Below are 26748 nucleotides of genomic sequence, written 5' to 3' on the forward strand. Positions count from 1 at the left end.
AACGACACCGACAACCTCCACACGACGACGCCCCCGACACGACCGGATGATCATGTCGAGGGCGTCGTCGTAGATCAATTCGCCAACAGCATCCCACCAGGGGACCGGGGCCGTTCGGCCAAACCGCTTCGAGCACCCGCTCAGGGCTTCGGCAGCACCACCACGCGGCGCTGGGGCTCCTCGCCCTCGCTCTCGCTGTGCACGCCCGCCACGGCGGCGACGGCGTCGTGCACGACCTTCCGCTCGAACGGGGTCATCGGGTGCAGCCGCACCTTCTCACCCGTCGCCACCACCTTCTCCGCCGTGGTCCGGCCGAGGTCGGCGAGTTCGGCACGTCGTCCGGCGCGCCACCCGGCGATGTCGAGCATGAGGCGGCTGCGCACACCCGTCTCCTGCTGCACCGCGAGCCGGGTCAGCTCCTGCAACGACTCCAGGACCGTGCCGCGGGGACCGACCAGCTTCTCCAGGTCGTCACCGCCGTCGATGCTCACGATCGCCCGACCCGCCTCGACGTCGAGGTCGATGTCGCCGTCGTAGTCGAGCAGGTCCAACAGCCGCTCGAGGTAGTCCCCGGCGATGTCGCCCTCCTGGACGAGCAGGTCCTCCGAACTCCCCGAGCGCGCCGGCGGAGCCTTGTCGGCCTCCGGTGCGTCCACGTCGGCCGCCTGCAACGTCTCCGACACGATGTCTCCTCTCCAGGGTCAACGACGCTTCTTGTTGCCCTGCTTCTTGCCTGGGGATCGGTCTGGGCTCAGACCGGGAACCTCGGTGGACGGCTTCGCGGTCGGCGTCGACTCGCTCGCGTCCGGGGTGGCCTTGGCCTCGGAGGCAGCACCGGAGGCGGGCTGGGCGCCCGCGGGCTTGCGCTGCGGCTGCGGCTTCTGGCCGGGCTTGGGCTTGGTCGCGGGCTTCACGCCCGGCTTCGGCGCGAGCGCCGACCGCTGCGCGGTGGCCTCGACCTTCTTCGCCTCTTCCTCGCGGTCGATGCGGTGGTACACGACGTACTGCTGGCCCAGCGTCCACGCGTTGTTGCTCAGCCAGTAGAGCAGGATCGCGACGGGGAAGAAGAGACCACCGACGAGCACGCCGAGCGGGAAGATGTAGAGCGTCAGCTTGTTCATGATCGCGGTCTGCGGGTTGTCCGCCGCCGCCTGCGTCTGCCGGGCCACCGAGTGCCGCGCGGTGAAGTGCGTCGCGATCGAGGCGATGATCATCAACGGGATCGAGACCAGCAGCACCGCGTTGCGGCTGGTGGCGAACTGCTCCAGCTCCTGGGCCGGCATCGTGATGAAGGTCGACAGGTTCGCGCCGAACAGCTTCGCGTTGACGAACGACTCCACGCCCTGCGCGTCGAAGAAGTAGACCTCGCCCCAGCCGGGCCGAAACGAGCGCAGCACGTGGAACAGGCCGATGAACACCGGGATCTGCACCAGCATCGGCAGGCAGCCGCCCAGCGGGTTGACGCCGTGCTCCGACTGGAGCTTCTGCATCTCCTGCGCCTGGCGCTGCTTGTCGTTCGCGTACTTCTTCTTGATCTTCTGCAGCTCGGGCGCGAACTCCTGCATCTTGCGCATCGAGCGGACCTGGCCGACGAACGGCTTGAACAGGATCGCGCGCAGCGTGAAGACGAGGAACACCACGGCCAGGGCCCACGCGAACCCGCTCGACTCGCCGAAGATGTGGCCGAACACCCAGTGCCAACACCACAGGATGAAGGACACCGGGTAGTAGATGAAGTTGAGCACTAGCTACTCCTCGGCAGGAAGGTCGGGGACCGCGTTTCGCCTCGGCGGAACCGGGTCCAGGCCACCAGGGTGCCAGGGTCCGCAGCGACCCAGCCGGCGCAGGGTCAGCCAGGAACCGCGCAACGCACCGTGGACGGTCAACGCCTCCACCGCGTACGCACTGCAACTCGGGTGGAAACGGCAGGTCGGGGGCAGTGCCGGTGAGATGAACTTCCGGTAGAAGCGCACCGGTAGCAGCAGCACCCGCACGACGGGGCTCACCTGGACGGTCGTCATCGCAGCACCTTGTGCAGCGCCGCGTCGAGGTCACGGCCGAGCTCGGCGCTGTCCGCATCGGCTGACGGTGCCAACGCGCGCACGACCAGTGAAGTTCCGGGCGGCAGCACGTCGAGCCGGTCCCGGACCACGTGCCGGAGCTTGCGGCTCACGCGGTGCCGGACCACGGAGTTGCCCACGGCCTTGCTCACGACGAAGCCCACCTTGGACGGGTCCAAGGTGGGCTGCGCCGACGTCAGGACGTGCACCACCAGCCGGGACCGGCCGGCCCGGCGGCCTCGGCGGACCACCAGGCCGAAGTCCTGGCTGCGGGTCAGCCGATTGGCCGCGGGTAGCACGGCGCTGCGGCGATCAGGCGGACAGCTGCTTGCGGCCCTTGCCACGGCGCGCGGCCAGGATGGCGCGACCGGCGCGGGTGCGCATGCGCAGCCGGAACCCGTGGGTCTTGGCACGGCGGCGGTTGTTGGGCTGGAAGGTGCGCTTACCCTTGCTCACGGTCGGACTCCCGGTGCTTAACTGCCAAGCAGGTCTGTGGTTGTCCCCAGCGATCAAGCCTTAGGCGCGCGAAAAGCACCCCACGCAAGCGGGAGACGGTTACGAGGGTACGCAGCCCCGGGGGCGCGGGCCAAATCGGGGTCGCACCCGGGCGGGCCGGGCGGCGTTCCAGGCACGGAAAGGGCTTGCGCGGCGGTACGCCTTGTGGCAAGGCCCGCACCTTGTTAGCGTGCTGCCTTCGCGGGTGATGCGGGTTGGCGCGGGCCGGGTTGCACGAGGGACGACAGCCCCCGCCACGCCGGCCGCAGGTGCTCGGGAGCAACGGGGGGATCCGCTGCGCTCCGGGCCGCGTTCGTGCACAGTTGTGGATAACTCTGTGGATGCCTCTATTCTCCGTGTCCACGTCGTGGAAGTTCCCCGGGGACTGACCGCGGAGACGTCACCGAGGGGAGGGGAGCGCGGAGGTGTCCGACCACCAGACCGATCTGGGTCTCGTGTGGGAGCAGGTCGTGCAGGAGCTCGCAGCCAGCACGTTGTCCCCCCAACAGCGCGCTTGGATGCGCGTGACCCGGCCCATCGGGCTGCTCGACGGGACCGCGCTGCTCGCCGCGCCGAGTGACTTCGCCAAGGAAGCCATCGAGCGCGCGCTGCGCGAACCGATCACCGCCGCCCTCTCCCGCCGGCTCGGCCGAGCCGTCTCGCTGGCCGTGAAGGTCGACTCGCCCGACCCGCCGACGGCGCAGATCCCGGTGGCCGTGCCCGTGCCCGGACCGGTCCCCGGACCGCCGCCCGGCGCCGTGCCCATCAACGGTGTGCCGGCCTTCGACGCGGAGACCGAGGGCGACACCGAGGGCGAAGGCGAAGAGGTCGACGAGGAGGGCGAGGCGCTCGCCGCCGTCACCGAGATCTGGCCCACGTTCAGCGGTGGTCACGCCGCGCCGAGCGGCATGCCCTACACCCGGCCCGCCAACCCGGTGGCCTCGCAGACCAGGCTGAACGAGAAGTACAACTTCGACACCTTCGTCATCGGCGCGTCCAACCGCTTCGCGCACGCCGCCGCGGTGGCCGTCGCCGAGGCGCCCGCCCGCGCGTACAACCCGCTGTTCATCTGGGGTGAGTCCGGGCTCGGCAAGACGCACCTGCTGCACGCGGTCGGGCACTACGCCCAGCGGCTGTTCCCCGGCATGCGCGTGCGGTACGTGTCGACGGAGGAGTTCACCAACGACTTCATCAACTCCCTGCGTGACGACCGCAAGGTCGCCTTCCAACGCCGGTACCGGGACATCGACGTGCTGCTGGTCGACGACATCCAGTTCCTGGAGGGCAAGGAAGGCACGCAGGAGGAGTTCTTCCACACCTTCAACACGCTGCACAACGCGAACAAGCAGATCGTGGTGTCCTCCGACCGGCCGCCCAAGCGGCTGGAGACCCTGGAGGACCGGCTGCGGACGCGGTTCGAGTGGGGCCTCATCACCGACATCCAGCCGCCCGAGCTGGAGACGCGCATCGCCATCCTGCGCAAGAAGGCCGCGCAGGACCGGCTGGCCGCGCCCGCCGAGGTGCTGGAGTTCATCGCGGCCCGGATCGAGCGGAACATCCGCGAGCTCGAGGGCGCGCTCATCCGCGTCACCGCGTTCGCCTCGCTCAACCGGCAGCCGGTCGACGTGCAGCTGGCCGAGATCGTCCTGCGCGACCTGATCCCGGACTCGCACGCCCCGGAGATCACCGCGCCCACGATCATGGCGGTCACCGCGGAGTTCTTCTCCGTGTCCATAGACGACCTGTGCGGTCCCGGCAAGACGAAGGTCCTGGCCCAGGCGCGGCAGATCTCCATGTACCTGTGCCGCGAGCTGACGGACCTGTCGCTGCCGAAGATCGGCCAGACGTTCGGCGGCCGCGACCACACGACCGTCATGCACGCGGACAAGAAGATCCGCAAGGAGATGGCCGAGCGCCGCCGGGTGTACGAGCAGGTGCAGGAGCTGACGTCGCGCATCAAGCAGCGCGCCCGCCACACCCCCTGACCCGCAAACGCTTGCGTCCACCCTCCCGCCGCCGCGCCTGACGGTCAGCTCGGTCCAAGCGCCGGACGCCCCTCAACCGCGCCTGGACCTCCTGCACCCGGCGCCGCGCATCCCGGTGGACCCGGCTTCTCCCACCCCGGCCCCACCGCTCCGGCGGTCGACAGCCGTCCTCGCATCCGCCGTACCCGGCCGCCCGCATCCGGCAGACCGCCATGGCGGCGTCCCGGCACGCCCCCCAGCAGTCGGGCCGGCGTGCGGTCGCGGGCACCCAGTCGACGGCCATCCGGCAGCCGGCTCGGCGGGCGGCCGGCGTGCTCGGCGGGCAGGTGGCTCGGCGGGTGGCGGTCGGCCGGACATCGTCCGCCGCGGATCCGGGTCGCACCCGGGTGCCGCGGTCCGCTCCTCCTCGCACCCGGGTGCCGCCGTCGCACCCGGGTGCGACCCACACCGCACCCGGGTGCGATCCGGATCCGCCGCCGGCACCCGGGTGCCGCGCCCGCGGCACCCCACCGACAGGCCCCGAGGAGGCCGCGACACCCGGGCGTGGGGGCCGGGACCAACGGGGGTCGTTTCGTGTCACCCGTGTGAGGTACCCCCGCCCCACCGGGGCCGGGTAGAGGGCGTTCTCGGTGCGGCCCAACGGCCCCGTCGCAGGTGCCGTCGCTGGTGAACGGCGGGCGAAAAGTTGTCCACAGGCCCGGAGAAGTGCCCCGTCGGGGGAGATTCGGCCCACCATCACCCTGTGCAGCACCCGGGTACAACCCGGCCCACACCCGGGGATTAACCCGGGGACAACTCGGCCCGCCTGTGGACCGAACGGACGAGCCGGATAGTTCTCCCCGGGTGCGCCGACTTGTCCCCGGGTGACACCCCGTGTCCATCCACACCTCCAAGCGGGCGACACGCTGCGGAAACCGGGGTTGTCCACACAATCCACAGCCCCTACTGCTGTTGCTGTTGTCTTCCCTTGAAGATGAAGAACAAAGAAAAAACAGCCGGCGGTCGAGCCCGGGGACGAACGCTCGGCAGCGCCTCGTCCCCGGGCAGCCCCGAGGTGACGAGGACCGGGCCGACGCTCTACGGTGGGGAGCCTCCGCGCCGAGGGTCGGAAGATCCGGCGAGGGCCGCGGCTCCCCAACCCCCACCGCAACGCATGCTGTTGTTGGTCATGCCGACTTGAGGAAGGACGCCTCATGAAGATCCGCGTCGAGCGCGACGGCCTGGCCGACGCCGTCGCCTGGGTCGCCCGCAGCCTGCCGTCCAGGCCGCCTGTCGCGGTGCTCGGCGGAATCCTGCTCGACGCCGGGGCGGAGGACGGCTCCGGCGAGGCGCTGACCGTCTCCGGGTTCGACTACGAGGTGTCCGCCCAGTGCGGCGTCCCGGCCACGATCGCCGACGGGGGCAAGGCGCTCGTCAGCGGACGGCTCCTGGCCGACATCACCAAGGCCCTGCCGAACCACCCGGTCGAGATCGCGGTCGACGGCTCCCGGATGACGATCTCGTGCGGCAGCGCCCGGTTCAGCCTGCCGACCATGCCGGTCGAGGACTACCCGCAGCTGCCGTCCATGCCGCAGCTGGCCGGCGAGCTCCCGGGCGAGGTCTTCGGCGAGGCCGTGAACCAGGTCGCCGTCGCGGCGGGCAAGGACGACACGCTCCCGATGCTGACCGGCGTCCGGCTGGAGATCGGCGAGGGCAAGGTGACCCTGGTCGCCACCGACCGCTTCCGGCTCGCCATGCGCGAGTTCCCGTGGGAGCCGAACGAGGCGCTCGGCGACGTCGCCGTCCTCGTGCCGGCGAAGACCCTCAACGACGCCGCGAAGACGCTGGGCGCGTCCGGCGCGAAGATCGAGCTGTCCCTCGCCGCGAACGACGGCCTGCTCGGCCTGTCCGGCACGAACCGCCGCACGACCACCCGCCTGCTCGACGCCGACTTCCCGAAGTACCGCCAGCTGCTGCCCACCGAGCACTCGGCCGCCGCGATCATCGAGGTCGACGCGCTGGTGCAGGCGATCAAGCGCGTGTCGCTGGTCGCCGAACGCGGCACGCAGGTCCGGCTGGAGTTCGTGGACAACGGCCTGCGCCTGTCCGCGGGCGGCGACGACGAGGGCAGCGCCGAGGAAGAGCTGCCGGTCGACTACACCGGCGACCCGGTCACCATCGCGTTCAACCCGACGTACCTCCTCGAAGGGCTCCAGGCCGTCCGCACGCCGCGGGCGCACTTGTCCTTCACCACACCCAGTCGCCCCGCACTGCTCAAGCCGGTGGACGAGGATGGGAACGTGGCGCCGGGCTACCTCTACCTGCTGATGCCCGTGCGCCTGCCCGGCTGATCCACCACGCCATCCACAGACGCTAGGGAAGAGGAACGACCGTGCAGCTCGGACTCGTCGGCCTCGGCAAGATGGGCTTCAACATGCGCGAGCGCATCCGCCGCGCGGGGCACGAGGTGGTCGGCTACGACCGCAACCCCGAAGTCACCGACGCCGACTCGCTCGCCGACATGGTGGGCAAGCTCGCCGCACCCCGCCTGGTGTGGGTCATGGTGCCCGCCGGTGACATCACCCGGCAGACGATCGCCGAGCTCGGCGACCTGCTCCAGCCGGGCGACCTGGTGATCGACGGCGGCAACTCGCGCTTCACCGACGACGAGATCAACGCCAAGGCGCTGGGCGACAAGGGCATCGGCTACGTGGACGCCGGCGTGTCCGGTGGCGTGTGGGGCCTGGAGAACGGCTACGGGCTGATGGTCGGCGGCGACGCCGAGCACGTCGAGCGCGCCATGCCGATCTTCGACGCCCTGCGCCCGGAGGGCCCGCGCGAGGAGGGCTTCGCGCACGCGGGCCGCGTCGGCGCCGGCCACTTCGCGAAGATGGTCCACAACGGCATCGAGTACGGCCTCATGCAGGCCTACGCCGAGGGCTTCGAGCTGCTGGAGGCCTCCAAGCTGGTGGACGACGTGCCGGCCACGATCAAGGCGTGGCAGCGCGGCACCGTGGTCCGCTCGTGGCTGCTGGACCTGCTGGTCCGCGCGCTGGAGTCGGACCCCGAGCTGGACGACCTGCGCGGTCACGTCGAGGACTCCGGCGAGGGCCGGTGGACCGTCGAGGAGGCCATCAAGCACGCGGTGCCCGCGCCGGTGATCTCCGCCGCGCTGTTCGCCCGGTTCGCGTCCAGGCAGGACGACTCGCCCGCGATGCGCGCGGTCGCTGCGCTGCGCAACCAGTTCGGCGGCCACGCCGTGCAGGCCGCGGGTCCTTCGTCCGGTTCCGGCTCGACCCAGAGCTGACGAGTTGTACGTCCGGCACCTGCAAGTCACCGACTTCAGGTCGTGGGAGCACGCGGACCTGGTGTTCGAGCCGGGGGTGAGCGTGCTGGTGGGGCGCAACGGGCAGGGCAAGACGAACCTGGTCGAGGCGCTGGGGTACGTGGCCACCCTCGGTTCGCACCGGGTGGCCACGGACGCTCCGCTGATCCGGCACGGCGCCCCGCGCGCGGTGGTGCGCGCGGCGGTGGTCAACGAGGGGCGCGAGCTGCTGGTCGAGCTGGAGATCACGCCGGGCAAGGCGAACCGGGCGCGGGTCAACCGCGGCCCGGTGCCGCGCCCGCGCGACGTGCTCGGCATCCTGCGGACGGTGCTGTTCGCGCCGGAGGACCTGGCGCTCGTGCGCGGCGACCCCGGTGAGCGCCGGCGGTTCCTCGACGAGCTGCTGACGACGCGCGCGCCGCGGTACGCCGGGGTGCGCAGCGACTACGAACGCGTGCTCAAGCAGCGGGGGGCGTTGCTCAAGACCGTGCGCGCGGCGCGCAACGCCGACATCAGCACGCTCGACGTGTGGGACGGGCACCTGGCCCGGCACGGCGCGGAGCTGCTGGCCGCGCGGCTGGACCTGGTCGCGGACATCGCGCCGCACGTGGCGGCGGCGTACGCGGAGGTGGCGCCGGAGTCCCGGCCCGCGCGGATCGCGTACCGGTCGAGCCTGGGCGAGGCGTTCCCGGAGTCGCACGACCGGGACGTGCTGGAGGACGCGTTGCTCGCCGAGCTGCACCGGGTGCGCCCGCAGGAGGTCGAGCGGGGCGTGTGCCTGGTCGGGCCGCACCGCGACGACCTCGACCTGGCGCTCGGCGAGCTGCCCGCGAAGGGCTACGCCAGTCACGGTGAGTCATGGTCCTTCGCCTTGGCCCTGCGTCTCGGCGGGTACGAGTTGCTGCGTGTCGAGGGGGCCGAACCGGTCCTCGTGCTGGACGATGTGTTCGCCGAACTGGACCGCGGCAGGCGTCGCCAGTTGGCGAAGGTGGCCGCCGGCGCGGAGCAGGTGCTGATCACGGCGGCGGTCGCGGAGGACGTGCCCGAGGAGCTGGACGGGCTGCGGTTCGACGTTCGCCACGGGGAGGTGCACCGTGTCTGATGAGTTGCCCCGAACGGGTGTGACCCGACGCACATCTGGGGACAACCCTGTGGATGGTGTGGATAACTCGGCTCGAGAACCGGACATATCCACAGCCGGTAGTACACAAGAGGGTGCTTTGCGGGGTCCGGACCTCGCCCGGGCCGCCCTGGAAGCGGCTCGCGCCTCCGCCAAGGAGCGCGGGGTACGGGGCGTGCGCAAGGGTGGGACGGGTGCGACCGCCCGCCGCCGGCGTCGTCGCTGGTCCGGGCCGGGCCCCGACGACCGCGACCCGCAACCGCTCGGCAGGCTCGCGTCGAGGATCGCCGCCGACCGCGGGTGGGCCGAGCGGCTGGCGGGTGGCCAGGTGTTCGCCCGGTGGCCGAAACTGGTCGGCGAGGACGTGGCCGAGCACGCGCAGCCGGTAGCTCTGAGTGACGGCGAACTGACCGTCCAGGCCGACTCGACGGCGTGGGCCACGCAGCTGCGGCTGCTCCAGCGCGACCTGCTCAAGCGGATCGCGGCGGGGGTCGGCCACGGCGTGGTGAAGAACCTGAAGGTCCAGGGTCCGGCGGCGCCCAGTTGGCGCTACGGCCCCAGGCACGCTCCGGGCCGCGGACCACGTGACACCTACGGGTGACGAGCGCCAGGGCCGCAGCGGCGATCCTGTGGCGCGGTGAGCGCTCACCAGTCGATTTTGACCCCGTGACCAGCGGTCGGCACCCATCTGCGTTCACTTCGGGCCGCCTGTGAGCAAACCAGGGGTGTCCTAAGTGGGTTTCTGTCGGTATGCCCCGGTAGAATCGTGGGGTAGCGCAACCCAGCGTCGCCCGGCGACGGTCCCAGTCGCGTGAAGTCCGAGGAGACACCAGGCCCGTGGCAGCCAAGAAGAATGAGTACAACGCGTCCTCGATCACCGTCCTGGAGGGCCTGGAAGCGGTCCGCAAGCGGCCAGGCATGTACATCGGTTCCACCGGCGAGCGCGGTCTGCACCACCTGATCCAGGAGGTCGTGGACAACTCGGTCGACGAGGCCATGGCGGGCTTCGCGACGGTCGTGGACGTGACGCTGCTGGCCAACGGCGGCGTCCGGGTCATCGACGACGGCCGCGGCATCCCGATCGGCATGCACCCGGTCGAGAAGCGGCCCACGCTGGAAGTGGTGCTGACCAAGCTGCACGCGGGCGGCAAGTTCGACAGCGACTCCTACGCGGTGTCCGGCGGTCTGCACGGCGTCGGCATCTCCGTGGTGAACGCGCTGTCGACCGCCGTCGACGTCGAGGTCAAGACCGAGGGTTTCACGTGGAACCAGCGGTTCGAGAACACCAAGCCGGCGCACGAGCTGGCCAAGGGCGCGCCGACCGACGAGACCGGCACGGCCATCACGTTCTGGGCCGACCCGACGATCTTCGAGACCACCGACTACAACATCGAGACGATCTCCCGCCGCCTGCAGGAGATGGCCTTCCTCAACAAGGGCCTCACGATCATCCTGCGCGACGAGCGCGTCCAGGCGAGCGACGAGGAGGCCGACGCCGAGGGCCACGTGGCGGCCGTGCGCGAGCGCACGTTCCACTACCCCGGCGGCCTGGAGGACTTCGTCCGCCACATCAACCACACCCGCGAGGCCGTGCACCAGAAGGTCGTCTCGTTCGAGGCCAAGGGCGAGGACCTCGAGGTCGAGGTGGCGATGCAGTGGAACACCGGCTACACGCCGTCGGTGTACACGTTCGCCAACACGATCAACACCCACGAGGGCGGCACGCACGAGGAGGGCTTCCGCGCCGCGCTGACCCGCGTGGTCAACGAGTACGCGCGCGAGAAGAAGCTGCTCAAGGAGAAGGACTCCAACCTCACCGGCGACGACATCCGCGAGGGCCTGGCCGCGATCATCTCGGTCAAGCTCAAGGAGCCGCAGTTCGAGGGTCAGACCAAGACCAAGCTGGGCAACAGCGAGGCCAAGTCCTTCGTGCAGAAGTCGACCAACGAGCACCTGGCCGACTGGTTCGAGCGCCACCCCAACGAGGCCAGGGCGATCGTCACCAAGTCCGTGTCGTCGGCGCAGGCCCGCATCGCCGCCCGCAAGGCCCGCGAGCTCGTCCGCCGCAAGGGCGCCCTCGACATCGGCGGCCTGCCCGGCAAGCTCAAGGACTGCCGGTCCACCAACCCGGAGGACTGCGAGATCTACGTCGTGGAGGGCGACTCCGCGGGCGGCTCGGCCAAGGAGGGCCGGGACTCCATGTTCCAGGCGATCCTGCCGATCCGGGGCAAGATCATCAACGTGGAGAAGGCGCGCATCGACCGCGTGCTGAAGAACAACGAGGTCCAGGCCCTGATCACGGCGTTCGGCACGGGCATCCACGAGGACTTCGACATCGCGAAGCTGCGGTACCACAAGATCGTGCTGATGGCCGACGCCGACGTGGACGGCCAGCACATCCGGACGCTGCTGCTGACCCTGCTGTTCCGCTTCATGCGCCCGCTGATCGAGCACGGTCACGTGTACCTGGCGAACCCGCCGCTGTACAAGATCAAGTGGCAGCGCGCCGAACCGGAGTACGCCTACTCCGACCGCGAGCGGGACGGCATCATCCAGGCCGGTCTCGCGGCGGGCAAGAAGATCGGCAAGGACGACAACATCCAGCGCTACAAGGGCCTCGGCGAGATGAACTCCTCCGAGCTGTGGGAGACGACGATGGACCCGGCCAACCGGGTGCTGACGCAGGTGACCATGGACGACGCCGCGACGGCCGACGAGCTGTTCAGCGTGCTGATGGGCGAGGACGTGGAGGCCCGCCGCGCGTTCATCACCCGCAACGCCAAGGGCGTCCGGTTCCTCGACGTCTGACCCCTGTCGTTCCCGAACCCGCAGGCGTGCCCTCTAAGGAAGTAGAACTGTGAGCGAGACGACGCTGCCCCCGGCTGGTGGAGACCGCACCGAGCCGCGCGACATCCAGCAGGAGATGCAGAACTCGTACATCGACTACGCGATGAGCGTGATCGTGGGACGAGCGCTGCCCGACGTGCGCGACGGCCTGAAGCCCGTGCACGTCCGCGTGCTGTACTCGATGTTCGACTCGGGCTTCCGCCCGGACCGCAGCTACAACAAGTGCGCCCGCGTCGTCGGCGACGTGATGGGCAACTACCACCCGCACGGCGACTCGGCCATCTACGACGCACTGGTCCGCCTCGCCCAGCCGTGGTCGCAGCGCTACCCGCTGATCGACGGCCAGGGCAACTTCGGCTCTCCCGGCAACGACCCGGCAGCCGCCATGAGGTACTGCATCGATTCAGATGTCCGTATCAGGCTAGCAGACGGCTCGACGCCGCGCATCGGCGACATCGTTCCGGACGCCAAGCCGAACAGCGACAACCCGATCGACCTGAAGGTGCTCGACCGCAACGGCAACCCGGTGCGCGCCGACATGCTGTTCCACTCCGGCGAGCACCCCACGCTGAAGCTGCGCACCAAGAACGGCTACGAGCTGGCCGGCACCCACAACCACCCCGTGTTGTGCCTGGTGAACGTGCTCGGCGTGCCGACCCTGCTGTGGAAGCTGCTGGAAGAGGTCCAGCCGGGCGACCGCGTAGTCCTCCAGCGCATGCCGCAAGAAGTCGACCTTGACGGGCTATCGCCGGAGCAGTTCAGCTCCGCGTTCCTCGCTGGGGCATTCGTCTCGGAGGGCTGGACGGGCGTAAACGGGCAGGCGGGGTTCGACAACACCGACACCGACTACTTCAAGTCGGTGGTCAGTGCTTACGACCTGTGCGTCGGCAAGCGTCGCGGTATCGGGACTGAGATCACCAGTACCGGCAAGGTGCTGCACAAGCTGCGCTTCAGCAGGGCGGTGCTCCAGGGGAGCGTGCTCCACGAGTTGGCAGACTTGCGCAGCGCCGCCAAGCGCGTGCCCGAGTTCGTGTGGCGGCTGGAGGCGACTGGCAAGCGGGCGTTCCTCGCCTCGCTATTCCAAGGTGACGGCTCGGCGTCGGCCCTGCCGCGCAACTCCGTGCAGGTCAGCTACTCGACCCGCAGCGCGCAGCTGGCCCGTGAAGTGCAGCAGCTCCTGCTGGAGTTCGGCGTCGTCAGCACGCTGGTGAACTACGAGAACGGCGAGATCAAGGTCGTCATCACCAACCGGCGTGACGCGCGCCTGTTCGCCCGCAACGTGGGCTTCCTCGGCGCGAAGCAGGACAAGCTGAACGCGATCCTGGACGCCGTCCCGCTCGAGAGCCGGGCGATGAGCAGCGACCACGTGCCGTTCGTCGGCGACTACATCCGGGCGCACGGCGCGACCCGCTGGACGGAGCGCGACTGGCTCCGGCGGCACAACGTGGACCGCGTCGAGCGGTGGGAGCGCGACTACGAGGAGATCGCCGCGCGGATCACGAACCGCGAGGTGCTCGACGTGGTCGAGCCGCTGGTCGACGGCCGGTTCTACTACGCGCCCGTCGAGTCGGTCACCGACGCGGGTGTGCGGCCGGTGTACAGCCTGCGGGTCGACACCGACGACCACGCGTTCATCACCGACGGCTTCGTCAGCCACAACACCGAGTGCCGCCTCACGCCGTTGGCCATGCAGATGCTGGCCGACATCGAGGAAGACACGGTCGACTTCCGCGACAACTACGACGGTCGCATCCAGGAGCCGACGGTCCTGCCGTCGCGCGTGCCCAACCTGCTGATCAACGGCAGCTCGGGCATCGCGGTCGGCATGGCGACCAACATCCCGCCGCACAACCTGCGCGAGGTCGCCGACGGCGTGGTGTGGGCGCTGGACAACTGGGACGCCTCCGAGGAGGAGACGCTGGAGGCGATGATCCAGCGGATCAAGGGGCCCGACTTCCCGACCCACGGCCAGATCCTGGGCACGGCCGGCATCGAGGACGCCTACCGCACCGGCCGCGGCTCGGTGAAGATGCGCGCGGTCGTGGAGATCGACGAGGACGCCAAGGGCCGCACGATCCTGGTCGTCACCGAGCTGCCCTACCAGGTGAACCCGGACAACCTGGTGGAGAACATCGCCACCCTGGTCCGCGACCAGAAGCTGACCGGCATCGCGAACATCGCCGACGAGTCCAACCGGCGCTCGGGCATGCGGATCGTGGTCACGCTGAAGCGCGACGCGGTCGCCAAGGTCGTGCTGAACAACCTCTACAAGCACACCCAGCTGCAGTACTCGTTCGGCGTGAACATGCTGTCGCTGGTCGACGGCGTGCCGCGCACGTTGCGCCTGGACCAGATGATCCGGCACTACGTGAAGCACCAGATCGAGGTCATCGTCCGGCGCACGCGCTTCCGGCTGCGCAAGGCCGAGGAACGCGCCCACGTGCTGCGCGGCCTGGTCAAGGCGCTCGACCAGCTCGACGCGGTGATCGCGCTGATCCGCCGGTCGGACACGCCCGAGGTGGCGCGCACCGGCCTGATGGAGCTGCTCGACGTCGACGAGATCCAGGCCAACGCGATCCTGGAGATGCAGCTGCGCCGGCTGGCCGCCCTGGAGCGGCAGAAGATCGTCGACCAGCTGGCCGAGATCGAGCTGGAGATCGCCGACTACAAGGACATCCTCGAGAAGCCGGAGCGGCAGCGCGCGATCGTGCGCGAGGAGCTGCTGGCGATCGTCGAGAAGCACGGCGACGACCGGCGCACGAAGATCGTGCCGTTCGACGGCGACGTGTCGATGGAAGACCTGATCGCGGTCGAGGACGTCGTCGTCACGATCACCCGGACGGGTTACGCGAAGCGCACGAAGACCGACCTGTACCGCTCGCAGAAGCGCGGGGGCAAGGGCGTGCAGGGCGCCCAGCTCAAGCAGGACGACATCGTGCAGCACTTCTTCGTGTGCTCCACGCACGACTGGATCCTGTTCTTCACGAACAAGGGCCGGGTGTACCGGGCGAAGGCCTACGAGCTGCCCGAGGCCAACCGCAACGCGCGCGGCCAGCACGTGGCGAACCTCCTGGCGTTCCAGCCGGAGGAGGAGATCGCCCAGGTCATCCAGATCAAGAACTACGAGGTCGCGCCGTACCTGGTGCTCGCCACCAAGAAGGGCCTGGTCAAGAAGTCGAAGCTGTCCGACTTCGACTCCAACCGGTCCGGCGGCCTGATCGGCATCAACCTGCGCGACGACGACGAGCTGGTCGGGGCGGTGCTGTGCTCGGCGTCCGACGACCTCCAGCTCATCTCGGCCGACGGCCAGTCCATCCGGTTCCACGCGAGCGACGAGGCGCTGCGGCCGATGGGGCGCGCGACCTCGGGCGTGCTGGGCATGCGCTTCAACAGCGGGGACGAGCTGCTGTCGGTGGGCGTCGTCCAAGAGGGTCTGTTTGTTTTGGTGGCGACCGATGGTGGGTACGCCAAGCGCACGCCGATCGAGGACTACCCCGTCCAGGGTCGCGGTGGGAAGGGTGTGCTCACCATCCAGCACGACCGCAGGCGTGGCAGGCTGGTCGGCGCGCTCATCGTCGACGTCGACGACGAGCTGTACGCGATCACCTCCTCGGGCGGGGTCATCCGGACCAGCGCCAAGGAGGTGCGCAAGGCAGGGCGGCAGACGAAGGGCGTCCGGTTGATGAACCTCGGCGAAGGGACCACCCTGATCGCGGTGGCGCGCAACGCCGACGAGCCCGCGGACGTCACCAGTGGTGACGGCGGTGTCGTGGACCCCGCCGAAGCGGGTCCGACGGTCGACCCCGCCGGCGCGGGTCCGGTCGTGGACTCCGCCGAGGGCGACCAGGCTGAGCCTGCCAACTAGCGCGAACGAGAGGTTGAGGACTGCTCGTGACTCCACCCGAGAAGCCAGAGGACAAGACCGCGGTGATCACCCGGCCCGGCGCCGAGCCGACACCGGCGGCCGGCGATGAGCCCGCCGGCGCCGAGAAGCCGGCGGTCGACGCCTCGGGGGCGTCCGAGCAGGCCGAGACGCCCGCGGCCGACGCGACGACGGCGGACGGCAAGACCGAGACGGTCGAGCGGCCGGCCGCCGAGCACGACAGCCACCAGGCCGCGGCGCCCCCGCCGTGGCAGCGGGTGACGAGCGACGCGCAGTACGCCGAGGCGCAGCAGGTCGGTCCGGCCGACCTGATGTCCTCGCCGGAGCACCCGGCGGCCGAGGGGTCGCAGCCCGCGTACCCGGCCAGCGACCCGGACACGGTGGCGGTGGCCCGTCCCGTGGTGCCGGGCGCGGCCGGGCCGGGTGCGGCGGGTTCGGCCCGCACGCAGGTGAACCTGGGCGCGGCGAACGGTCGTCCGGCCGCCGCCGCGCCGTCGGCCCGCCGTCCCGGGCGCGGACCGCGGCGGGCGAGCCTGCAGGTGAAGCGGGTCGACCCGTGGTCGGTGCTCAAGCTCGCCCTGGTGCTGAGCGTGGCGCTGTTCTTCGTGTGGCTCGTGGCGGTCGGCGTGCTGTACGGCGTGCTGAACGGCATGGGCGTCTGGGACAAGATCAACAACACCGCCAGCGACCTGCTGCAGGGCAACGAGACCGGCAGCGACCCGCTGATCAGCGCCGGTCGCGTGTTCGGCGTGGCGGCGATCGTGGGCGCGGTGAACATCGTGCTGTTCACCGCCCTGGCGACCGTCGGCTCGTTCGTCTACAACGTCTCGGCCGATCTTGCCGGGGGCCTGGAAGTGACGTTGTCCGAGCGGGAGTGATCTACGACCAGCCGATTTGGGGCCGCGACGGGAGGTGCTGTAGTCTTGCCGTCGTTGCCCCGAGGGCCTATAGCTCAGACGGTTAGAGCGCTTCGCTGATAACGAAGAGGTCGGAGGTTCGAGTCCTCCTAGGCCCACCGGAAGTTCACAGGTGTTGCAGAGGGGAATCGCCGTGAAGAAGATCATCGCACTTGTCGCTGTCGCTGGTGCGGTTCTGTTCTTCGTCAAGCGCAGCCGCTCGGCCAAGGCCGACGCGGACCTGTGGCGCGAGGCCACTGCTCCCACCGACTGACCCGCGAGGGCGGTAAGTCTGCCGCCCCGTGAGGGGACGTAGCTCAATTGGCAGAGCACCGCCTTTGCAAGGCGGGGGTTAGGGGTTCGATTCCCCTCGTCTCCATCCGCTTCTGGGCGAGGTGTGCCGACGAACAGCGTCGGCCACCTCGCTCCTTGTGTTTTGTGGGGGTGCGACCCCCACGCCCCGCCCGGGAGGCTTCGCCCCCGGACCCCTTTCGGGGCCGCAGGCCCCGGGCCCCGCGAAGATCGCTTGGCGCGCTGGTTCCCCTTTGGCTGGGTAAAAGTCCGATTTGTCGGGTTGGTGGGGGCGCGAAAGTTTCGCGTTTGGTGTTTACTGGGGTGTAACCGCCGGGTCATCCCCTGCGTGAGGGCTGTCCGGCGGTGGCTTTCGCGGTAAGTCAACAAGTGAGGGCCCGCACCCAATGCCGCTGGGTGCGGGCCCTCGTCTTGCCCACTGCTATGCGTTGACGAGCGCCTGTTCCTGCTTCCGTGCGGAGATCACCTTGTCGACGGCCCAAGCGCCGGGACCGGTGAACGCCAACAGCAGGAACACCCACGCGTACACCGCGGCCAGCTCGCCCTTGTTCTGGATGGGCAGGAGCCCGGCGTGCTGGTGGACGACGAAGTACGCGTAGGCCATCGCACCGGATGAGATCAGCGCGGCGATCCGGGTGCCGAGGCCGATGACGATCAACGCGCCACCGACGAACTCGATCAGGCCGGCCGGGCCGGACGGCCAGTCGGTGATCGACACGGCACCCTTGGAGCCCAGCACGCCGAACAACTTCTGCGCGCCGTGGCACATGAACAGCACACCGACGACAATCCGGAACACAGCGATGGCGTGGTCTCGACCGCGGTCAAAGATGTTCATCTTGACTCAGTCCTCACATTGCAGGGGCGGCCGGCAGGGTAAGACAACCGTAATGTGGTTTACGTTGCGTGCCTAGGTGGTCACGTTGTCGATTCGCTGTCCGTCATCTGATTGACTGGCTGCCCTATGAACCGAGTGCTGCTCACCGCCCTGCCCTCCCTGCTGGTCCTCGGCGCGCTGACCGCCTGCGCGACCCCCGAGCCGACCCCCGCTCCCGCCGCCGGGACGACCACCAGCGCAGTGGCGAAGACGACGACCACACCCGTCGGGCCGCCGCCCGCGCCGGAGCCCGCGACCGACGGGCAGTGCCCCTACCTGGCCTCTTCGGTCGTGCAGGAGGCGAACGGGCAGCTGGTGCGGAAGGTTCGGCTGTCCGCAGGCCAACCCGACCCGGCCTGCTTCTTCTACGCCAACGCCACGGACGTGCAGTTGTCCGTCTGGGTGTTCCGGGGTGAGCCGGAGACCGCGAAGGCGGTGGTCGACCGGGCCGCGCCGGTTGCCGACTCGAGCCCGGCGACGGTGCCCGCCGGGTGGAGCGGCGGCTCGCTGACCACCCCGACGGGCGCGGTGTACGCCGTGGCCAAGGGCGGCAACGCGGTGGTCGTGACCAGCAACCAGAAGCAGACGATCAAGACCCGGCGGATCGCCGAGACCGTGGTGGGCAACCTCGGGCTGTGAGCGCGCACGACTTCGCGCCCGACCCCGGACGGGGCGGGCGCGAAGGTGTTCTTCTTCCGGTCAGCTGCGGCTGTGCTGGTCGGAGACCTGGCCGTTGCGGGCCGCGTGCGGGCGGACGGACTCGGCGGTGCCGGTCGTGGTGGGCTCGGACGTGATGTCCACGTCGTCCTCCTCCAGGTGCACCTCCTGGGGCCGCTTGGTCAGCGCGAGGTACCCGGCGACCGCGGCTGCGGCGAACACGCCCAGCACCCACGGCCAGCGGCGGCGCTTGGGGTGCCTGGCCGCGGCCATCTCCTTGCGCGCCTGCTTCGCGGCCTTGCGCACGTCCTTCGCACGCACCTTGGCCTCCTTGCGAGCCCGCTCGGCGGCCTTGACGACGTCCTTGCGGACGCCCTTGGCCTTCTTCGCGAGCTGCTTGCGACCGCGCCTGGTGGACTTCTCGTACTCCTCGGCCTTCTCCACCAGCGCGCCCGCCTTGTCGGCGACGACACCGCGGACGTAGTCCTTGGTCACGCCACGCTCGGCGAGCTTGCCCTCGGCGCGCTCCGCGAGTTGAACAGCCGCGTCCGCACCGACGTGACCAGCGCGGACGGCGCTGCGGCGAACAGCCCGCACCGCCTTGCCGACCGACTCCCCGGCCCGGGTCATGGCGTCTACCTCATCCATATCGCGCTCCAGAAGCTGTCGGTCAGTCACGTTCCAGGCAATACCCATCGTGCCCCTTCCCCAACCACCTCGCCCGGTGATGGCACGATGGGTGGCGTGGCAGACAGCAACGAATCGTTCGTCGGGACCAAGCTGACGGCGACCCTGCACACCTCGCAGGGCGACATCCGCGTCAACCTCTTCCCCGACCACGCCCCCAAGACGGTGGCCAACTTCGTCGGCCTGGCCGAGGGCACGAAGAGCTACTCCGACCCCAACGCGAAGGGCGAGACCTCCGGCCCGTTCTACGACGGGTCGATCTTCCACCGGGTGATCGCGGGCTTCATGCTCCAGGGCGGTGACCCCACGGGCACCGGGCGCGGCGGCCCCGGCTACAAGTTCGCCGACGAGTTCCACCCGGAGCTGCAGTTCAACAAGCCCTACCTGCTGGCGATGGCCAACGCCGGGCCCAACAGCAACGGCTCGCAGTTCTTCATCACGGTCGCGCCGACCACGTGGCTGAACTTCAAGCACACGATCTTCGGCGAGGTCGCCGACCAGGAGTCGCGCAACGTGGTGGACGCGATCGGCGCCGCACCCACCGGCGCCGGCGACCGCCCGGTCACCGACGTGGTGATCCAGAAGGTCTCGGTGGAGCGGGCCTGAGTGGCCGACTCGCCGATCTCCCCGCCGCCCGGTGAGCCGATCGGGGCGCGACCAGACCTGCCGGTCTGCGTGCGCCACCCCGATCGGGCCACCGGGCTGCGGTGCGTCCGCTGCGACCGGCCGGCGTGCCCGGAGTGCCTCCGCGAGGCGTCGGTCGGCCACCAGTGCGTCGACTGCGTGAACGAGGGCCGGGCCGCGGTGCGCCGGCCGCGCACGTTCGTCGGCGCGGAGTACTCCCAGCGCATGGTGGTCACGCCGGTGCTGATCGCGGTGAACGTGCTGTTCTTCGCGATCACGGCGGCCCAGGCGGGCAGCGTGGCGACCAACCAGCGGTCGGCGCTGTTCCTCGACCTCGTGATGTACACGCCGTCGGTCGCCTGGGACGGCGAGTGGTGGCGGCTGGTGACGTCGGGGTTCCTGCACTTCGGGCCCCTGCACCTGGCGTTGAACATGATCGCGCTGTACGTGCTCGGCCGTGACCTGGAACCCGTGTTCGGCAAGCTGCGGTTCTCCGCGGTCTACGGGGTGTCGCTGCTCGGCGGCGGGCTCGCGGTGTACCTGTTCGGCGGGATCGACACCGTGGTGGCCGGCGCGTCCGGCGCGGTGTACGGCCTGATGGGCGCGATGCTGGTGGCGGTGCTGCGGCTCAAGCTCAACCCCGGCCCGGCGCTCGGCGTGATCGGCTTGAACGTCGTGCTCAGCTTCACCCTGCCCGGCATCTCCCTGCTCGGGCACATCGGCGGCCTGGTGATCGGCGCGGCGCTGACGGCCGGGCTGGTCTACGCGCCGGCCGCGAAGCGGAACAACTGGCAGCTGGCGGCCGTGATCGCCGCGGTCGTGCTGCTGGCGGTGCTGGCGGTCGTGCGGACCGGGCAGCTGGCCTGACGGTGCGGCTGACCGTCCTGGGCGGTGTCGGCGCGTGGCCGACGGCCGCCCAGCCGTGCAGCGGCTACCTGGTGGAGCACGACGGGTTCGCGCTCCTGGTGGACCCGGGTTACGCGACGTTCCCGGCGTTGCAGGCGGTGCTGCCCGCGGCGGCGGTGGACGCCGTGCTGGTCAGCCACGGGCACCCCGACCACTGCGCCGACCTCAACCCGTTGCTTCGGGCCCGCGCGCTCGGAACTTCGGCGCCGGTGCTGCCCGTCCACGCGCCGGAGGGCGCCTTGGACCGCGTGCTGGCGCTGGACCAGGTGCCCGTGGCGCGCGCGTGCTCGGTGCACGTGGTCGAGCGGTCGTTCGAGGTGGGGCCGTTCCGGGTGGACACGTGGGACCTGCCGCACTTCGTGCCGAACGCGGGGCTGCGGCTGACGGCCGGCGGACGGGTGATCGCCTACACGGGTGACACCGGGCCGAGCCCGGCGCTGGTCGACCTCGCGCGGGACGCGGACGTGCTCGTGGCCGAGGCGACGTTCGCCCGGCACGTGCTGCCGGCGGACAACGCGCCGTACCTGTCGACGGCCGAGCAGGCGGGCGCGAACGCGCACCGGGCCGGTGTCGGCAGGCTCGTGCTGGCGCACCTGTGGCCGGGCGTCGACCCGGCGGAGCACCTGGAGGCGGCCGGGCACCCGGCCGACGTCGCCGTGCCGGGCCTGGTCCTCGACCTCTAGCGGCTCGTCAGGGGCGCAGGGCGTGCAGGACGTCCGCCACGTCGCGCGGGTCCGTGCCCAGGTCGAGCGGGGTGAAGACGTACAGCTGCTCGTGCTCGCCGCGGTGCCAGTCCAGCTCCAGCGTGGCCGTCTCGCGGCCGAGCCTGCGGGTGCGGGCCAGGCGCACCTTCACCTCGTGCCACGGCAGTTGCCGCGCGCCGCTCAGGGTGCGCACGGTGAGGCCTGAGTCGTCCACCAGCAGCCTGGGGCGCACAAAAGTGCCGTAGGCGCCCAGCGTGAGCTGGACGAGCGTGGCGAGGCCCAGGAACACCCGGCTGACGGGGTCCGAACTGAGGAACGTGACCAGCAGGAACACGGCGGCCAGGCCCCAGGCGAGGCCGACGAGGCCGGGTTGGGGCGACCAGGTGCGCGGTGGGTTCACGCTTTCGAGTCTGCCGCACTTGTGGACAACTAGGGCCTCCGACCGGGGCTTGTGCAAATTGGCGCAAAGTTGTCCACAGGAGTTGTCCCCATTGGGGATGACTTACAGCCGTGTGCTTCGGTGACCGTCAGGTGAACCGGGTGAACGACGGGGTAACGCGGAACGGCCCGGACGTGGAGCTCGTCCGGGCCGTCAGCCACTTGGCGTAGCGCGTGGTCAGCGCCATTTCATGGTCATCAGCAAGCCGACGATCATCAGGGCGAATCCGATGCCGAAGTTCCAGGACCCGAGGTCCATCATCACCGGGACCTTCTCGCCCGCGATGTAGTTGACCACCAGCCACGCCAGCCCCAACAGCATCATGCCGAGCATCACGGCGACGTAGACGGGGTGCGACGGCCCCGCTGCCTTGACCTTCACCGGGGTGCGGCGATCGGCAGGCGCCGTGTAGACGGCCTTCTTGCGGACCTTGGACTTGGGCATGCTGTCCTCGCCTGACGGGTGGATAGGCCTCCAGTGGCGCGAGTTCACGTCCACTGCTGGATGAACACGTTAACGTAACCGAGCAGGTCCCTGAAGCACCGTGTAGTCCTGGAACGTTCGGCTTGGGAGGTTTTCCGGTGAGCTACGACCCGCCCCCGCCGCAAGGCGGCCCGCCGGGCCGACCGCCACGACCCAGGCCACAGCCGCCCCACGTCACCGGCGAACCGCCGCTCCCGGGCCACCGTCCACCCACGCCGGCAGGCGGTTTCAGCAGGCCATCGACCCCTCCGGGTGGTTTCGACCGCCCGGCGGGCCCGAACCGGCCCGTCACCCCTCCCGGCGGTTTCGACCGCCCGCCGACGCCGCCGGGCGGGTTCGACCGGCCGGCGGGCCACTCCGGCGACCTCGACCGGCCGGCGACGCCCGCCGGAGGTTTCAGCCGTCCGGGGGAGTCCTACCCGCCCCGGCCCGAGCCGCCCCCGACCGGCCGCCGGGCGCGTCGCGACGAGGTGCCGCCTGCCGAGCCGTACCAGGCCGAGCCGTACGCCCCGGAGCCGCCGCCGACCGGCCGCCGAGCCCGCCGCGACGACGTCCCGCCGCCGGTCGAGCCGCCACCCACCGGTCGCCGGGCGCGCCGCGACGAGGCACCGCCGGCCGAGCCCCAGGTCGCCCGTCGCGCACGTCGTGACGAGGCCGAACCGGCCCGCGCGCGTCGTGCCGACGTGCCGCCGGTCGAGCTGCCGCAGGCCGAGCCGCCGGTCGCCCGCCGTGCCCTCCGCGATGACGTTGTACCGCCGGTGGAGCCCTACGGCGAGCCACCCGCCGTGCGCCGTGCCCGCCGGGACGACGCACCGACCCCGGTCGAGCCGCCGGTCGCCCGGCGCGCGCGCCGTGACGAGGCCGAACCGCCGTACGCCGAGCCGTCCCCGGCCGAACCGCCCGCCACGGGCCGCCGCGCGCGCCGCGACGAGATGGGCCCGCGCGTCGACCCGGCCGGCGCCGAACCGCCCGCCGGCCGCCGAGCCCGCCGCGACGACGTCCCACCGCCCGTGCCGACGCACGCCGAGGAGACCTCGTACGTCGAGCCGGTCCGGGCCGACCCGCCGCCCGCCGGCCGCCGCGCCCTGCGTGACGAAGCGCCGCCGGCGGGCCGTCGCCGTCCGACCGACGACCCGTCCGTCCGGCCCGCGCCCTCCGAGGTGGCCGCCCGGCTCGGCGGGGCCGCGCCACCGCCCGGCGCGGCGCGCCCCCGGCCCGCACCGCCGGAAGCCGACGCCACCCGCTACACGAACGCGTTCTCCGGCAGCCTGCCGCCGCCCCCGGGCGCCCGGCCGCCCGCGCCGCCGCGCCGCCCTCGCCCCGTCGACCCGCCCACCGAGGTCATCGCACCCGTGGACGACTACGACGACGAGTACGAGGACTACGAAGACGAGTACTACGAGGACGACGACTACTACGACGACGAGGACGACCAGCCCGGCCCGCCGCCCGACAGCACGGCGCGCAAGGCGGTCCGCACCGTCGGCGAGCTGCTGATCACGGCCGGCCTGGTCATCCTGCTGTTCGTGGTCTACGAGGTGTACGTCACCGACCTCATCTCCGCCGGCAAGCAGGACGACGCCACCCAGGCGCTGGACGACCAGTGGAACGCGAACACGGTCGAGTCCGACCAGCAGCGCCAGGCCCAGTACGAGCTGCTCGACGGCCAGGCGTTCGCCAAGATGTACATCCCGGTGTTCGGCCCGGACTACAAGTTCTCCATCGTCGAGGGCACCACCGACAAGGACCTGGAGATCGGTCCCGGCCACTACAAGGGCACCGCGCTCCCGGGCGACCCGGGCAACTTCGCCGTCGCGGGCCACCGGGTCGGCAAGGGCGCGCCCTTCAACGACCTGGACCTGCTCAACTCGTGCGACGCGATCGTGGTCGAGACGCAGACCCAGTGGTTCGTCTACCGGGTGATGCCGAAGTCCGGCGAGGTGGCGGACTGGGCGGCGCGGCAGTCCGACCCGAAGTGCGCCAAGGTCTCGCCGCTGGGCGCGCCGTACGACAAGGCGGTCGGCCAGGCGATCGTGCTGCCCACCCAGGGCGAGGTGATCAACCCCGTGCCCTACTTCGAGGGCGAGGTGCCCGCGGCGCAGCAGGCGGCGCTGATGACGCTGACCACCTGCCACCCGCGGTTCTCCGACAAGCAGCGGCTCATCGTGCACTCGGTGCTGACGATGAGCTACCCGAAGGCGCCCGGTTTCGTGCCCGAAGAGATGAAGGAGCAGTGATGTACGGGTGGATCTGGCGGCACCTCCCCGGCCCGCTGCCCGTGCGCGTCCTCGAAGCGCTGGTGCTCGTGGCCGGGGTGGTGGCGCTGCTGATGTTCGTGGTGTTCCCGTGGGCGGAGCCGAAGCTGCCGTTCAACAACGTGACGACGCCCCAGTAGCCCTATGACCGGCAGATGTCGGTCATCTCCGCCCGGTCGACGACCTTCACCCGGTCACGGCCGCGCGCGGCGCCGAGGGCCAGCTCGTGGGCGTCGAGCCGGCGCCACCCGTCCACGGTGGTGAACGGCACGGCGCGCTGCTCCAAGAATCGGACCACGGCGTCGGGCGCGCGGCCCGGCGCGACCGGCAGCAGCGGCGCGTCCGCGAGCAGGCTGGTGACGGTCTCCAGCGCGTCGCCCTTGGTGTGCCCGATGAGCCCGACCGGGCCGCGCTTGATCCAGCCGGTGACGTAGACGCCGGTCATCGCCTGCTCGTCCAGGTCGAGCACCCGGCCCGCCTGGTGCGGCACGGTGCCCGAGGCGTGGTCGAACGGCAGGTCCACCAGGTGCGTGGACAGGTAGCCGACGGCCCGGTACACCGCCTGCACCGGCCAGTCGGTGAACTCGCCCGTGCCGCGCACCCCGCCGTCGCCGTCCAGCTCCATCCGCTCGGTGCGCAGGCCGGTGACCGACGACGAGCCCAGCACCTCGACGGGCGCTTCGAGGAAGTGCAGGTGCAGCCTGCGGGCACGCGAGCCGACGTCGCGGATCGCCCACTCCTGCAGCGTCTTGACCACCATCTCGACCTGCTTGTTCGACCGGATCGACGCCATGCTCGCCGCGTCGAAGTCGATGCCCTCCGGGTGCACGATCACCTCGACGTTGGGCGAGTGGTCGAGCTCGCGCAGCTCCAGCGGGGTGAACTTGGCCTGCGCCGGTCCGCGGCGGCCGAACACGTGCACGTCGGTGACCGGGCTCTGCTTCAGGCCCTCGTGCACGTTGTCGGGGATGTCGGTGCTGAGCAGCTCGTCGGCGGTCTTGGCCAGCACGCGGGCGACGTCGAGCGCGACGTTGCCGACGCCGAGGACGGCGACCTCGCGCGCCCGCAGCGGCCACGTGCGCGGCACGTCGGGGTGGCCGTCGTACCAGGAGACGAACTCGGCCGCGCCGTAGGAGCCGTCCAGGTCGATGCCGGGGATGTCCAGCGGGCGGTCCTTCTCCGCGCCGGTGGAGAAGATCACCGCGTCGTAGAAGTGCCTGAGGTCGTCGAGCTTGAGGTCGACGCCGTACTCGACGTTGCCGAAGAACCGGATCTCCGGCCGGTCCAGCACGCGCTGCAGGGCGTTGACGATGCCCTTGATGCGCGGGTGGTCCGGTGCGACGCCGTACCTGATCAAGCCGTACGGGGCGGGCATCCGCTCGAAGAGGTCGACGGCCACCTCGACGCCCGACTCGGCCGCGGACTTGGTCAGGATGTCGGCGGCGTAGATGCCGGCGGGGCCGGCGCCGACGACGGCGACGCGGAGAGAACGGGTCATACCACTAGGTTAGGTGAGCCTAAGCTCACTTCTGGCGAGAGGTTCGTCACGACTACGCTGGCGCCATGCGCGTGCTCGTGGTCGACAACTACGACAGCTTCGTCTACAACCTCGTCCAGTACCTGGCCCAGCTCGGGGTCGAGTGCGTGGTCCGGCGCAACGACGCCGTCGAGCTGGACGAGATCGCCGAGGTCGGTGGCGTCCTCGTCAGCCCCGGTCCCAGCACGCCGGACAAGGCGGGCCGGAGCATGGACGTCATCCGCCACTGCGCGGACTCCGGCGTCCCGGTGTTCGGGGTGTGCCTGGGCCACCAGGCCATCGGCGCGGTGTGGGGCGGCACGGTCGACCTCGCGCCGGAGCTGCTGCACGGCAAGACCAGCGTCGTGCACCACAACGGCGGCGGCGTGCTCAACGGCGTGCCGAGCCCGTTCACCGCGACCCGCTACCACTCCCTGACCGTGCTGCCCGACACCATCCCGGCCGAGTTCGAGGTGACCGGGCGCACCGAGTCCGGCGTGGTCATGGCCATGCGCCACCGCGAGCTGCCGGTCGAGGGCGTCCAGTTCCACCCGGAGTCCGTGCTGACCGACGGCGGCCACCGGATGCTGGCGAACTGGCTCGCGGTGTGCGGGTTCGAGGTGCCCGAGGGCACCGTCCTCCAGCTCGAGAACGGCATGCGCCAGCTCGCCGCGGCGGCCCGGCGGAAGTAGCCGACC

At 70.6% G+C, this 26748-nt stretch carries 25 protein-coding genes, 2 tRNA genes and 1 pseudogene; 18 read left to right on the forward strand and 10 right to left on the reverse strand.

What is annotated here, in order from left to right; genetic code table 11:
* Nucleotides 1–140 precede the first annotated feature (140 nt).
* From ABTZ99_RS04010 to rpmH, 5 genes are read right to left on the reverse strand one after another with little or no spacing between them, the layout of a single operon-like run.
* The gene (locus ABTZ99_RS04010; protein ID WP_498771365.1) at nucleotides 141–683 is read right to left on the reverse strand and encodes a Jag family protein; all 543 of its coding nucleotides are present in this window, start codon (nucleotides 681–683) and stop codon (nucleotides 141–143) included.
* 18 nt (nucleotides 684–701) lie between these two features.
* Nucleotides 702–1745: a membrane protein insertase YidC gene (gene yidC, locus ABTZ99_RS04015; RefSeq protein WP_498771363.1), complete on the reverse strand. Its 1044-nt coding sequence runs from the start codon at nucleotides 1743–1745 to the stop codon at nucleotides 702–704.
* A 3-nt stretch (nucleotides 1746–1748) separates the two neighbouring features.
* Nucleotides 1749–2021 carry a membrane protein insertion efficiency factor YidD gene (yidD, locus tag ABTZ99_RS04020; protein ID WP_230569489.1) on the reverse strand — a complete coding sequence of 91 codons (273 nt, stop codon included), beginning with the start codon at nucleotides 2019–2021 and terminating at the stop codon, nucleotides 1749–1751.
* Nucleotides 2018–2359, reverse strand: a complete 342-nt coding sequence (gene rnpA / locus ABTZ99_RS04025; protein WP_230569488.1) for a ribonuclease P protein component — start codon at nucleotides 2357–2359, stop codon at nucleotides 2018–2020. Before rnpA ends, yidD begins: the two co-directional genes overlap by 4 nt.
* 13 nt (nucleotides 2360–2372) lie before the next feature.
* Nucleotides 2373–2516, reverse strand: coding sequence for a 50S ribosomal protein L34 (gene rpmH, locus ABTZ99_RS04030; RefSeq protein WP_073897783.1), 144 nt, complete (start codon nucleotides 2514–2516; stop codon nucleotides 2373–2375).
* Between the two features lie 464 nt (nucleotides 2517–2980).
* Between rpmH and dnaA the strand changes: the two genes are divergently transcribed.
* From dnaA to ABTZ99_RS04085, 11 genes and pseudogenes are all read left to right on the forward strand, one after another.
* Entirely contained in the window at nucleotides 2981–4540 is a 1560-nt protein-coding gene (gene dnaA, locus ABTZ99_RS04035) for a chromosomal replication initiator protein DnaA (protein WP_498771360.1), read from the forward strand.
* 1193 nt (nucleotides 4541–5733) lie between these two features.
* Nucleotides 5734–6870 (forward strand): DNA polymerase III subunit beta, encoded by a 1137-nt coding sequence (gene dnaN, locus ABTZ99_RS04040; RefSeq protein ID WP_498771358.1) that lies wholly within the window; start codon nucleotides 5734–5736, stop codon nucleotides 6868–6870.
* Between the two features lie 41 nt (nucleotides 6871–6911).
* Entirely contained in the window at nucleotides 6912–7826 is a 915-nt protein-coding gene (gene gnd, locus ABTZ99_RS04045) for a phosphogluconate dehydrogenase (NAD(+)-dependent, decarboxylating) (RefSeq protein WP_498771356.1), read from the forward strand.
* Nucleotides 7827–7830: 4 nt separating this feature from the next.
* On the forward strand, nucleotides 7831–8946 hold the full coding sequence (gene recF / locus ABTZ99_RS04050) for a DNA replication/repair protein RecF (protein WP_498771354.1): 1116 nt from the start codon (nucleotides 7831–7833) through the stop codon (nucleotides 8944–8946).
* A gap of 58 nt (nucleotides 8947–9004) precedes the next feature.
* A complete protein-coding gene (locus ABTZ99_RS04055) occupies nucleotides 9005–9565 on the forward strand; it encodes a DciA family protein (protein WP_499608278.1) in 561 nt (186 codons plus the stop codon).
* 236 nt (nucleotides 9566–9801) lie between these two features.
* Nucleotides 9802–11772, forward strand: coding sequence for a DNA topoisomerase (ATP-hydrolyzing) subunit B (gyrB, locus tag ABTZ99_RS04060; protein ID WP_498771352.1), 1971 nt, complete (start codon nucleotides 9802–9804; stop codon nucleotides 11770–11772).
* Between the two features lie 49 nt (nucleotides 11773–11821).
* Nucleotides 11822–15676 carry an intein-containing DNA gyrase subunit A gene (gene gyrA / locus ABTZ99_RS04065; RefSeq protein ID WP_499607983.1) on the forward strand — a complete coding sequence of 1285 codons (3855 nt, stop codon included), beginning with the start codon at nucleotides 11822–11824 and terminating at the stop codon, nucleotides 15674–15676.
* Nucleotides 15677–15702: 26 nt separating this feature from the next.
* On the forward strand, nucleotides 15703–16572 hold the full coding sequence (locus tag ABTZ99_RS04070; protein ID WP_498771348.1) for a DUF3566 domain-containing protein: 870 nt from the start codon (nucleotides 15703–15705) through the stop codon (nucleotides 16570–16572).
* Between the two features lie 63 nt (nucleotides 16573–16635).
* Nucleotides 16636–16709 (forward strand) — tRNA-Ile (locus tag ABTZ99_RS04075).
* 35 nt (nucleotides 16710–16744) lie between these two features.
* A pseudogene (locus ABTZ99_RS04080) lies at nucleotides 16745–16861 on the forward strand (DLW-39 family protein); the annotation flags it as partial.
* 35 nt (nucleotides 16862–16896) lie between these two features.
* Nucleotides 16897–16969: transfer RNA gene (locus tag ABTZ99_RS04085), tRNA-Ala, on the forward strand.
* Nucleotides 16970–17323: 354 nt separating this feature from the next.
* On the opposite strand, the gene ABTZ99_RS04090 is transcribed toward ABTZ99_RS04085, so the two are convergent.
* Nucleotides 17324–17740 (reverse strand): DoxX family protein, encoded by a 417-nt coding sequence (locus ABTZ99_RS04090; protein ID WP_230569482.1) that lies wholly within the window; start codon nucleotides 17738–17740, stop codon nucleotides 17324–17326.
* A 126-nt stretch (nucleotides 17741–17866) separates the two neighbouring features.
* Between ABTZ99_RS04090 and ABTZ99_RS04095 the strand changes: the two genes are divergently transcribed.
* A complete protein-coding gene (locus tag ABTZ99_RS04095; protein WP_498771344.1) occupies nucleotides 17867–18418 on the forward strand; it encodes a DUF2020 domain-containing protein in 552 nt (183 codons plus the stop codon).
* A 60-nt stretch (nucleotides 18419–18478) separates the two neighbouring features.
* On the opposite strand, the gene ABTZ99_RS04100 is transcribed toward ABTZ99_RS04095, so the two are convergent.
* The gene (locus tag ABTZ99_RS04100) at nucleotides 18479–19084 is read right to left on the reverse strand and encodes a hypothetical protein (RefSeq protein ID WP_498771342.1); all 606 of its coding nucleotides are present in this window, start codon (nucleotides 19082–19084) and stop codon (nucleotides 18479–18481) included.
* A 96-nt stretch (nucleotides 19085–19180) separates the two neighbouring features.
* Here ABTZ99_RS04100 and ABTZ99_RS04105 point away from each other — a divergent pair, with 96 nt between their 5' ends.
* The 3 genes from ABTZ99_RS04105 to ABTZ99_RS04115 are packed head-to-tail and all read left to right on the forward strand — an operon-like array spanning nucleotide 19181 to nucleotide 21336.
* Nucleotides 19181–19729, forward strand: a complete 549-nt coding sequence (locus ABTZ99_RS04105) for a peptidylprolyl isomerase (RefSeq protein ID WP_498771340.1) — start codon at nucleotides 19181–19183, stop codon at nucleotides 19727–19729.
* Nucleotides 19730–20614 carry a rhomboid family intramembrane serine protease gene (locus ABTZ99_RS04110; RefSeq protein WP_498771338.1) on the forward strand — a complete coding sequence of 295 codons (885 nt, stop codon included), beginning with the start codon at nucleotides 19730–19732 and terminating at the stop codon, nucleotides 20612–20614. It begins immediately after the preceding gene.
* Nucleotides 20615–20616: 2 nt separating this feature from the next.
* Complete coding sequence (locus ABTZ99_RS04115; protein WP_499607986.1) at nucleotides 20617–21336, forward strand: MBL fold metallo-hydrolase; 720 nt, start codon at nucleotides 20617–20619, stop codon at nucleotides 21334–21336.
* 7 nt (nucleotides 21337–21343) lie between these two features.
* Here the strand turns inward: ABTZ99_RS04115 and ABTZ99_RS04120 are convergent, their stop codons facing one another.
* On the reverse strand, nucleotides 21344–21757 hold the full coding sequence (locus ABTZ99_RS04120; RefSeq protein WP_499607989.1) for a PH domain-containing protein: 414 nt from the start codon (nucleotides 21755–21757) through the stop codon (nucleotides 21344–21346).
* A 216-nt stretch (nucleotides 21758–21973) separates the two neighbouring features.
* A complete protein-coding gene (gene crgA, locus ABTZ99_RS04125) occupies nucleotides 21974–22240 on the reverse strand; it encodes a cell division protein CrgA (RefSeq protein ID WP_053714567.1) in 267 nt (88 codons plus the stop codon).
* Between the two features lie 509 nt (nucleotides 22241–22749).
* Between crgA and ABTZ99_RS04130 the strand changes: the two genes are divergently transcribed.
* Both ABTZ99_RS04130 and ABTZ99_RS04135 read left to right on the forward strand, forming a co-directional pair.
* Nucleotides 22750–24516 (forward strand): class E sortase, encoded by a 1767-nt coding sequence (locus ABTZ99_RS04130; RefSeq protein WP_499607992.1) that lies wholly within the window; start codon nucleotides 22750–22752, stop codon nucleotides 24514–24516.
* Nucleotides 24516–24674, forward strand: a complete 159-nt coding sequence (locus ABTZ99_RS04135) for a hypothetical protein (RefSeq protein WP_170185175.1) — start codon at nucleotides 24516–24518, stop codon at nucleotides 24672–24674. Before ABTZ99_RS04130 ends, ABTZ99_RS04135 begins: the two co-directional genes overlap by 1 nt.
* A 2-nt stretch (nucleotides 24675–24676) precedes the next feature.
* Here ABTZ99_RS04135 and ABTZ99_RS04140 read toward each other — a convergent pair whose 3' ends face one another.
* On the reverse strand, nucleotides 24677–26032 hold the full coding sequence (locus ABTZ99_RS04140; protein ID WP_499607995.1) for an FAD-dependent oxidoreductase: 1356 nt from the start codon (nucleotides 26030–26032) through the stop codon (nucleotides 24677–24679).
* A 65-nt stretch (nucleotides 26033–26097) separates the two neighbouring features.
* On the opposite strand from ABTZ99_RS04140, the gene ABTZ99_RS04145 reads away from it, so the two are divergent.
* On the forward strand, nucleotides 26098–26742 hold the full coding sequence (locus tag ABTZ99_RS04145; protein WP_498771328.1) for an aminodeoxychorismate/anthranilate synthase component II: 645 nt from the start codon (nucleotides 26098–26100) through the stop codon (nucleotides 26740–26742).
* The last annotated feature ends 6 nt before the right edge of the window (nucleotides 26743–26748 follow it).

This window comes from Actinosynnema sp. NPDC002837 (assembly GCF_040295345.1).
Taxonomy (GTDB): Bacteria; Actinomycetota; Actinomycetes; order Mycobacteriales; family Pseudonocardiaceae; genus Actinosynnema.

What these genes read in the sequence shown, in the direction of transcription:
- yidD (WP_230569489.1), bottom strand. Translation starts at nt 2,021, where the DNA reads ATGACGACCGTCCAGGTGAGCCCCGTCGTGCGGGTGCTGCTGCTACCG.
- dnaN (WP_498771358.1), top strand. Translation starts at nt 5,734, where the DNA reads ATGAAGATCCGCGTCGAGCGCGACGGCCTGGCCGACGCCGTCGCCTGG.
- ABTZ99_RS04090 (WP_230569482.1), bottom strand. Translation starts at nt 17,740, where the DNA reads ATGAACATCTTTGACCGCGGTCGAGACCACGCCATCGCTGTGTTCCGG.
- ABTZ99_RS04095 (WP_498771344.1), top strand. Translation starts at nt 17,867, where the DNA reads ATGAACCGAGTGCTGCTCACCGCCCTGCCCTCCCTGCTGGTCCTCGGC.
- ABTZ99_RS04100 (WP_498771342.1), bottom strand. Translation starts at nt 19,084, where the DNA reads ATGGATGAGGTAGACGCCATGACCCGGGCCGGGGAGTCGGTCGGCAAG.
- crgA (WP_053714567.1), bottom strand. Translation starts at nt 22,240, where the DNA reads ATGCCCAAGTCCAAGGTCCGCAAGAAGGCCGTCTACACGGCGCCTGCC.
- ABTZ99_RS04135 (WP_170185175.1), top strand. Translation starts at nt 24,516, where the DNA reads ATGTACGGGTGGATCTGGCGGCACCTCCCCGGCCCGCTGCCCGTGCGC.
- ABTZ99_RS04140 (WP_499607995.1), bottom strand. Translation starts at nt 26,032, where the DNA reads ATGACCCGTTCTCTCCGCGTCGCCGTCGTCGGCGCCGGCCCCGCCGGC.
- ABTZ99_RS04145 (WP_498771328.1), top strand. Translation starts at nt 26,098, where the DNA reads ATGCGCGTGCTCGTGGTCGACAACTACGACAGCTTCGTCTACAACCTC.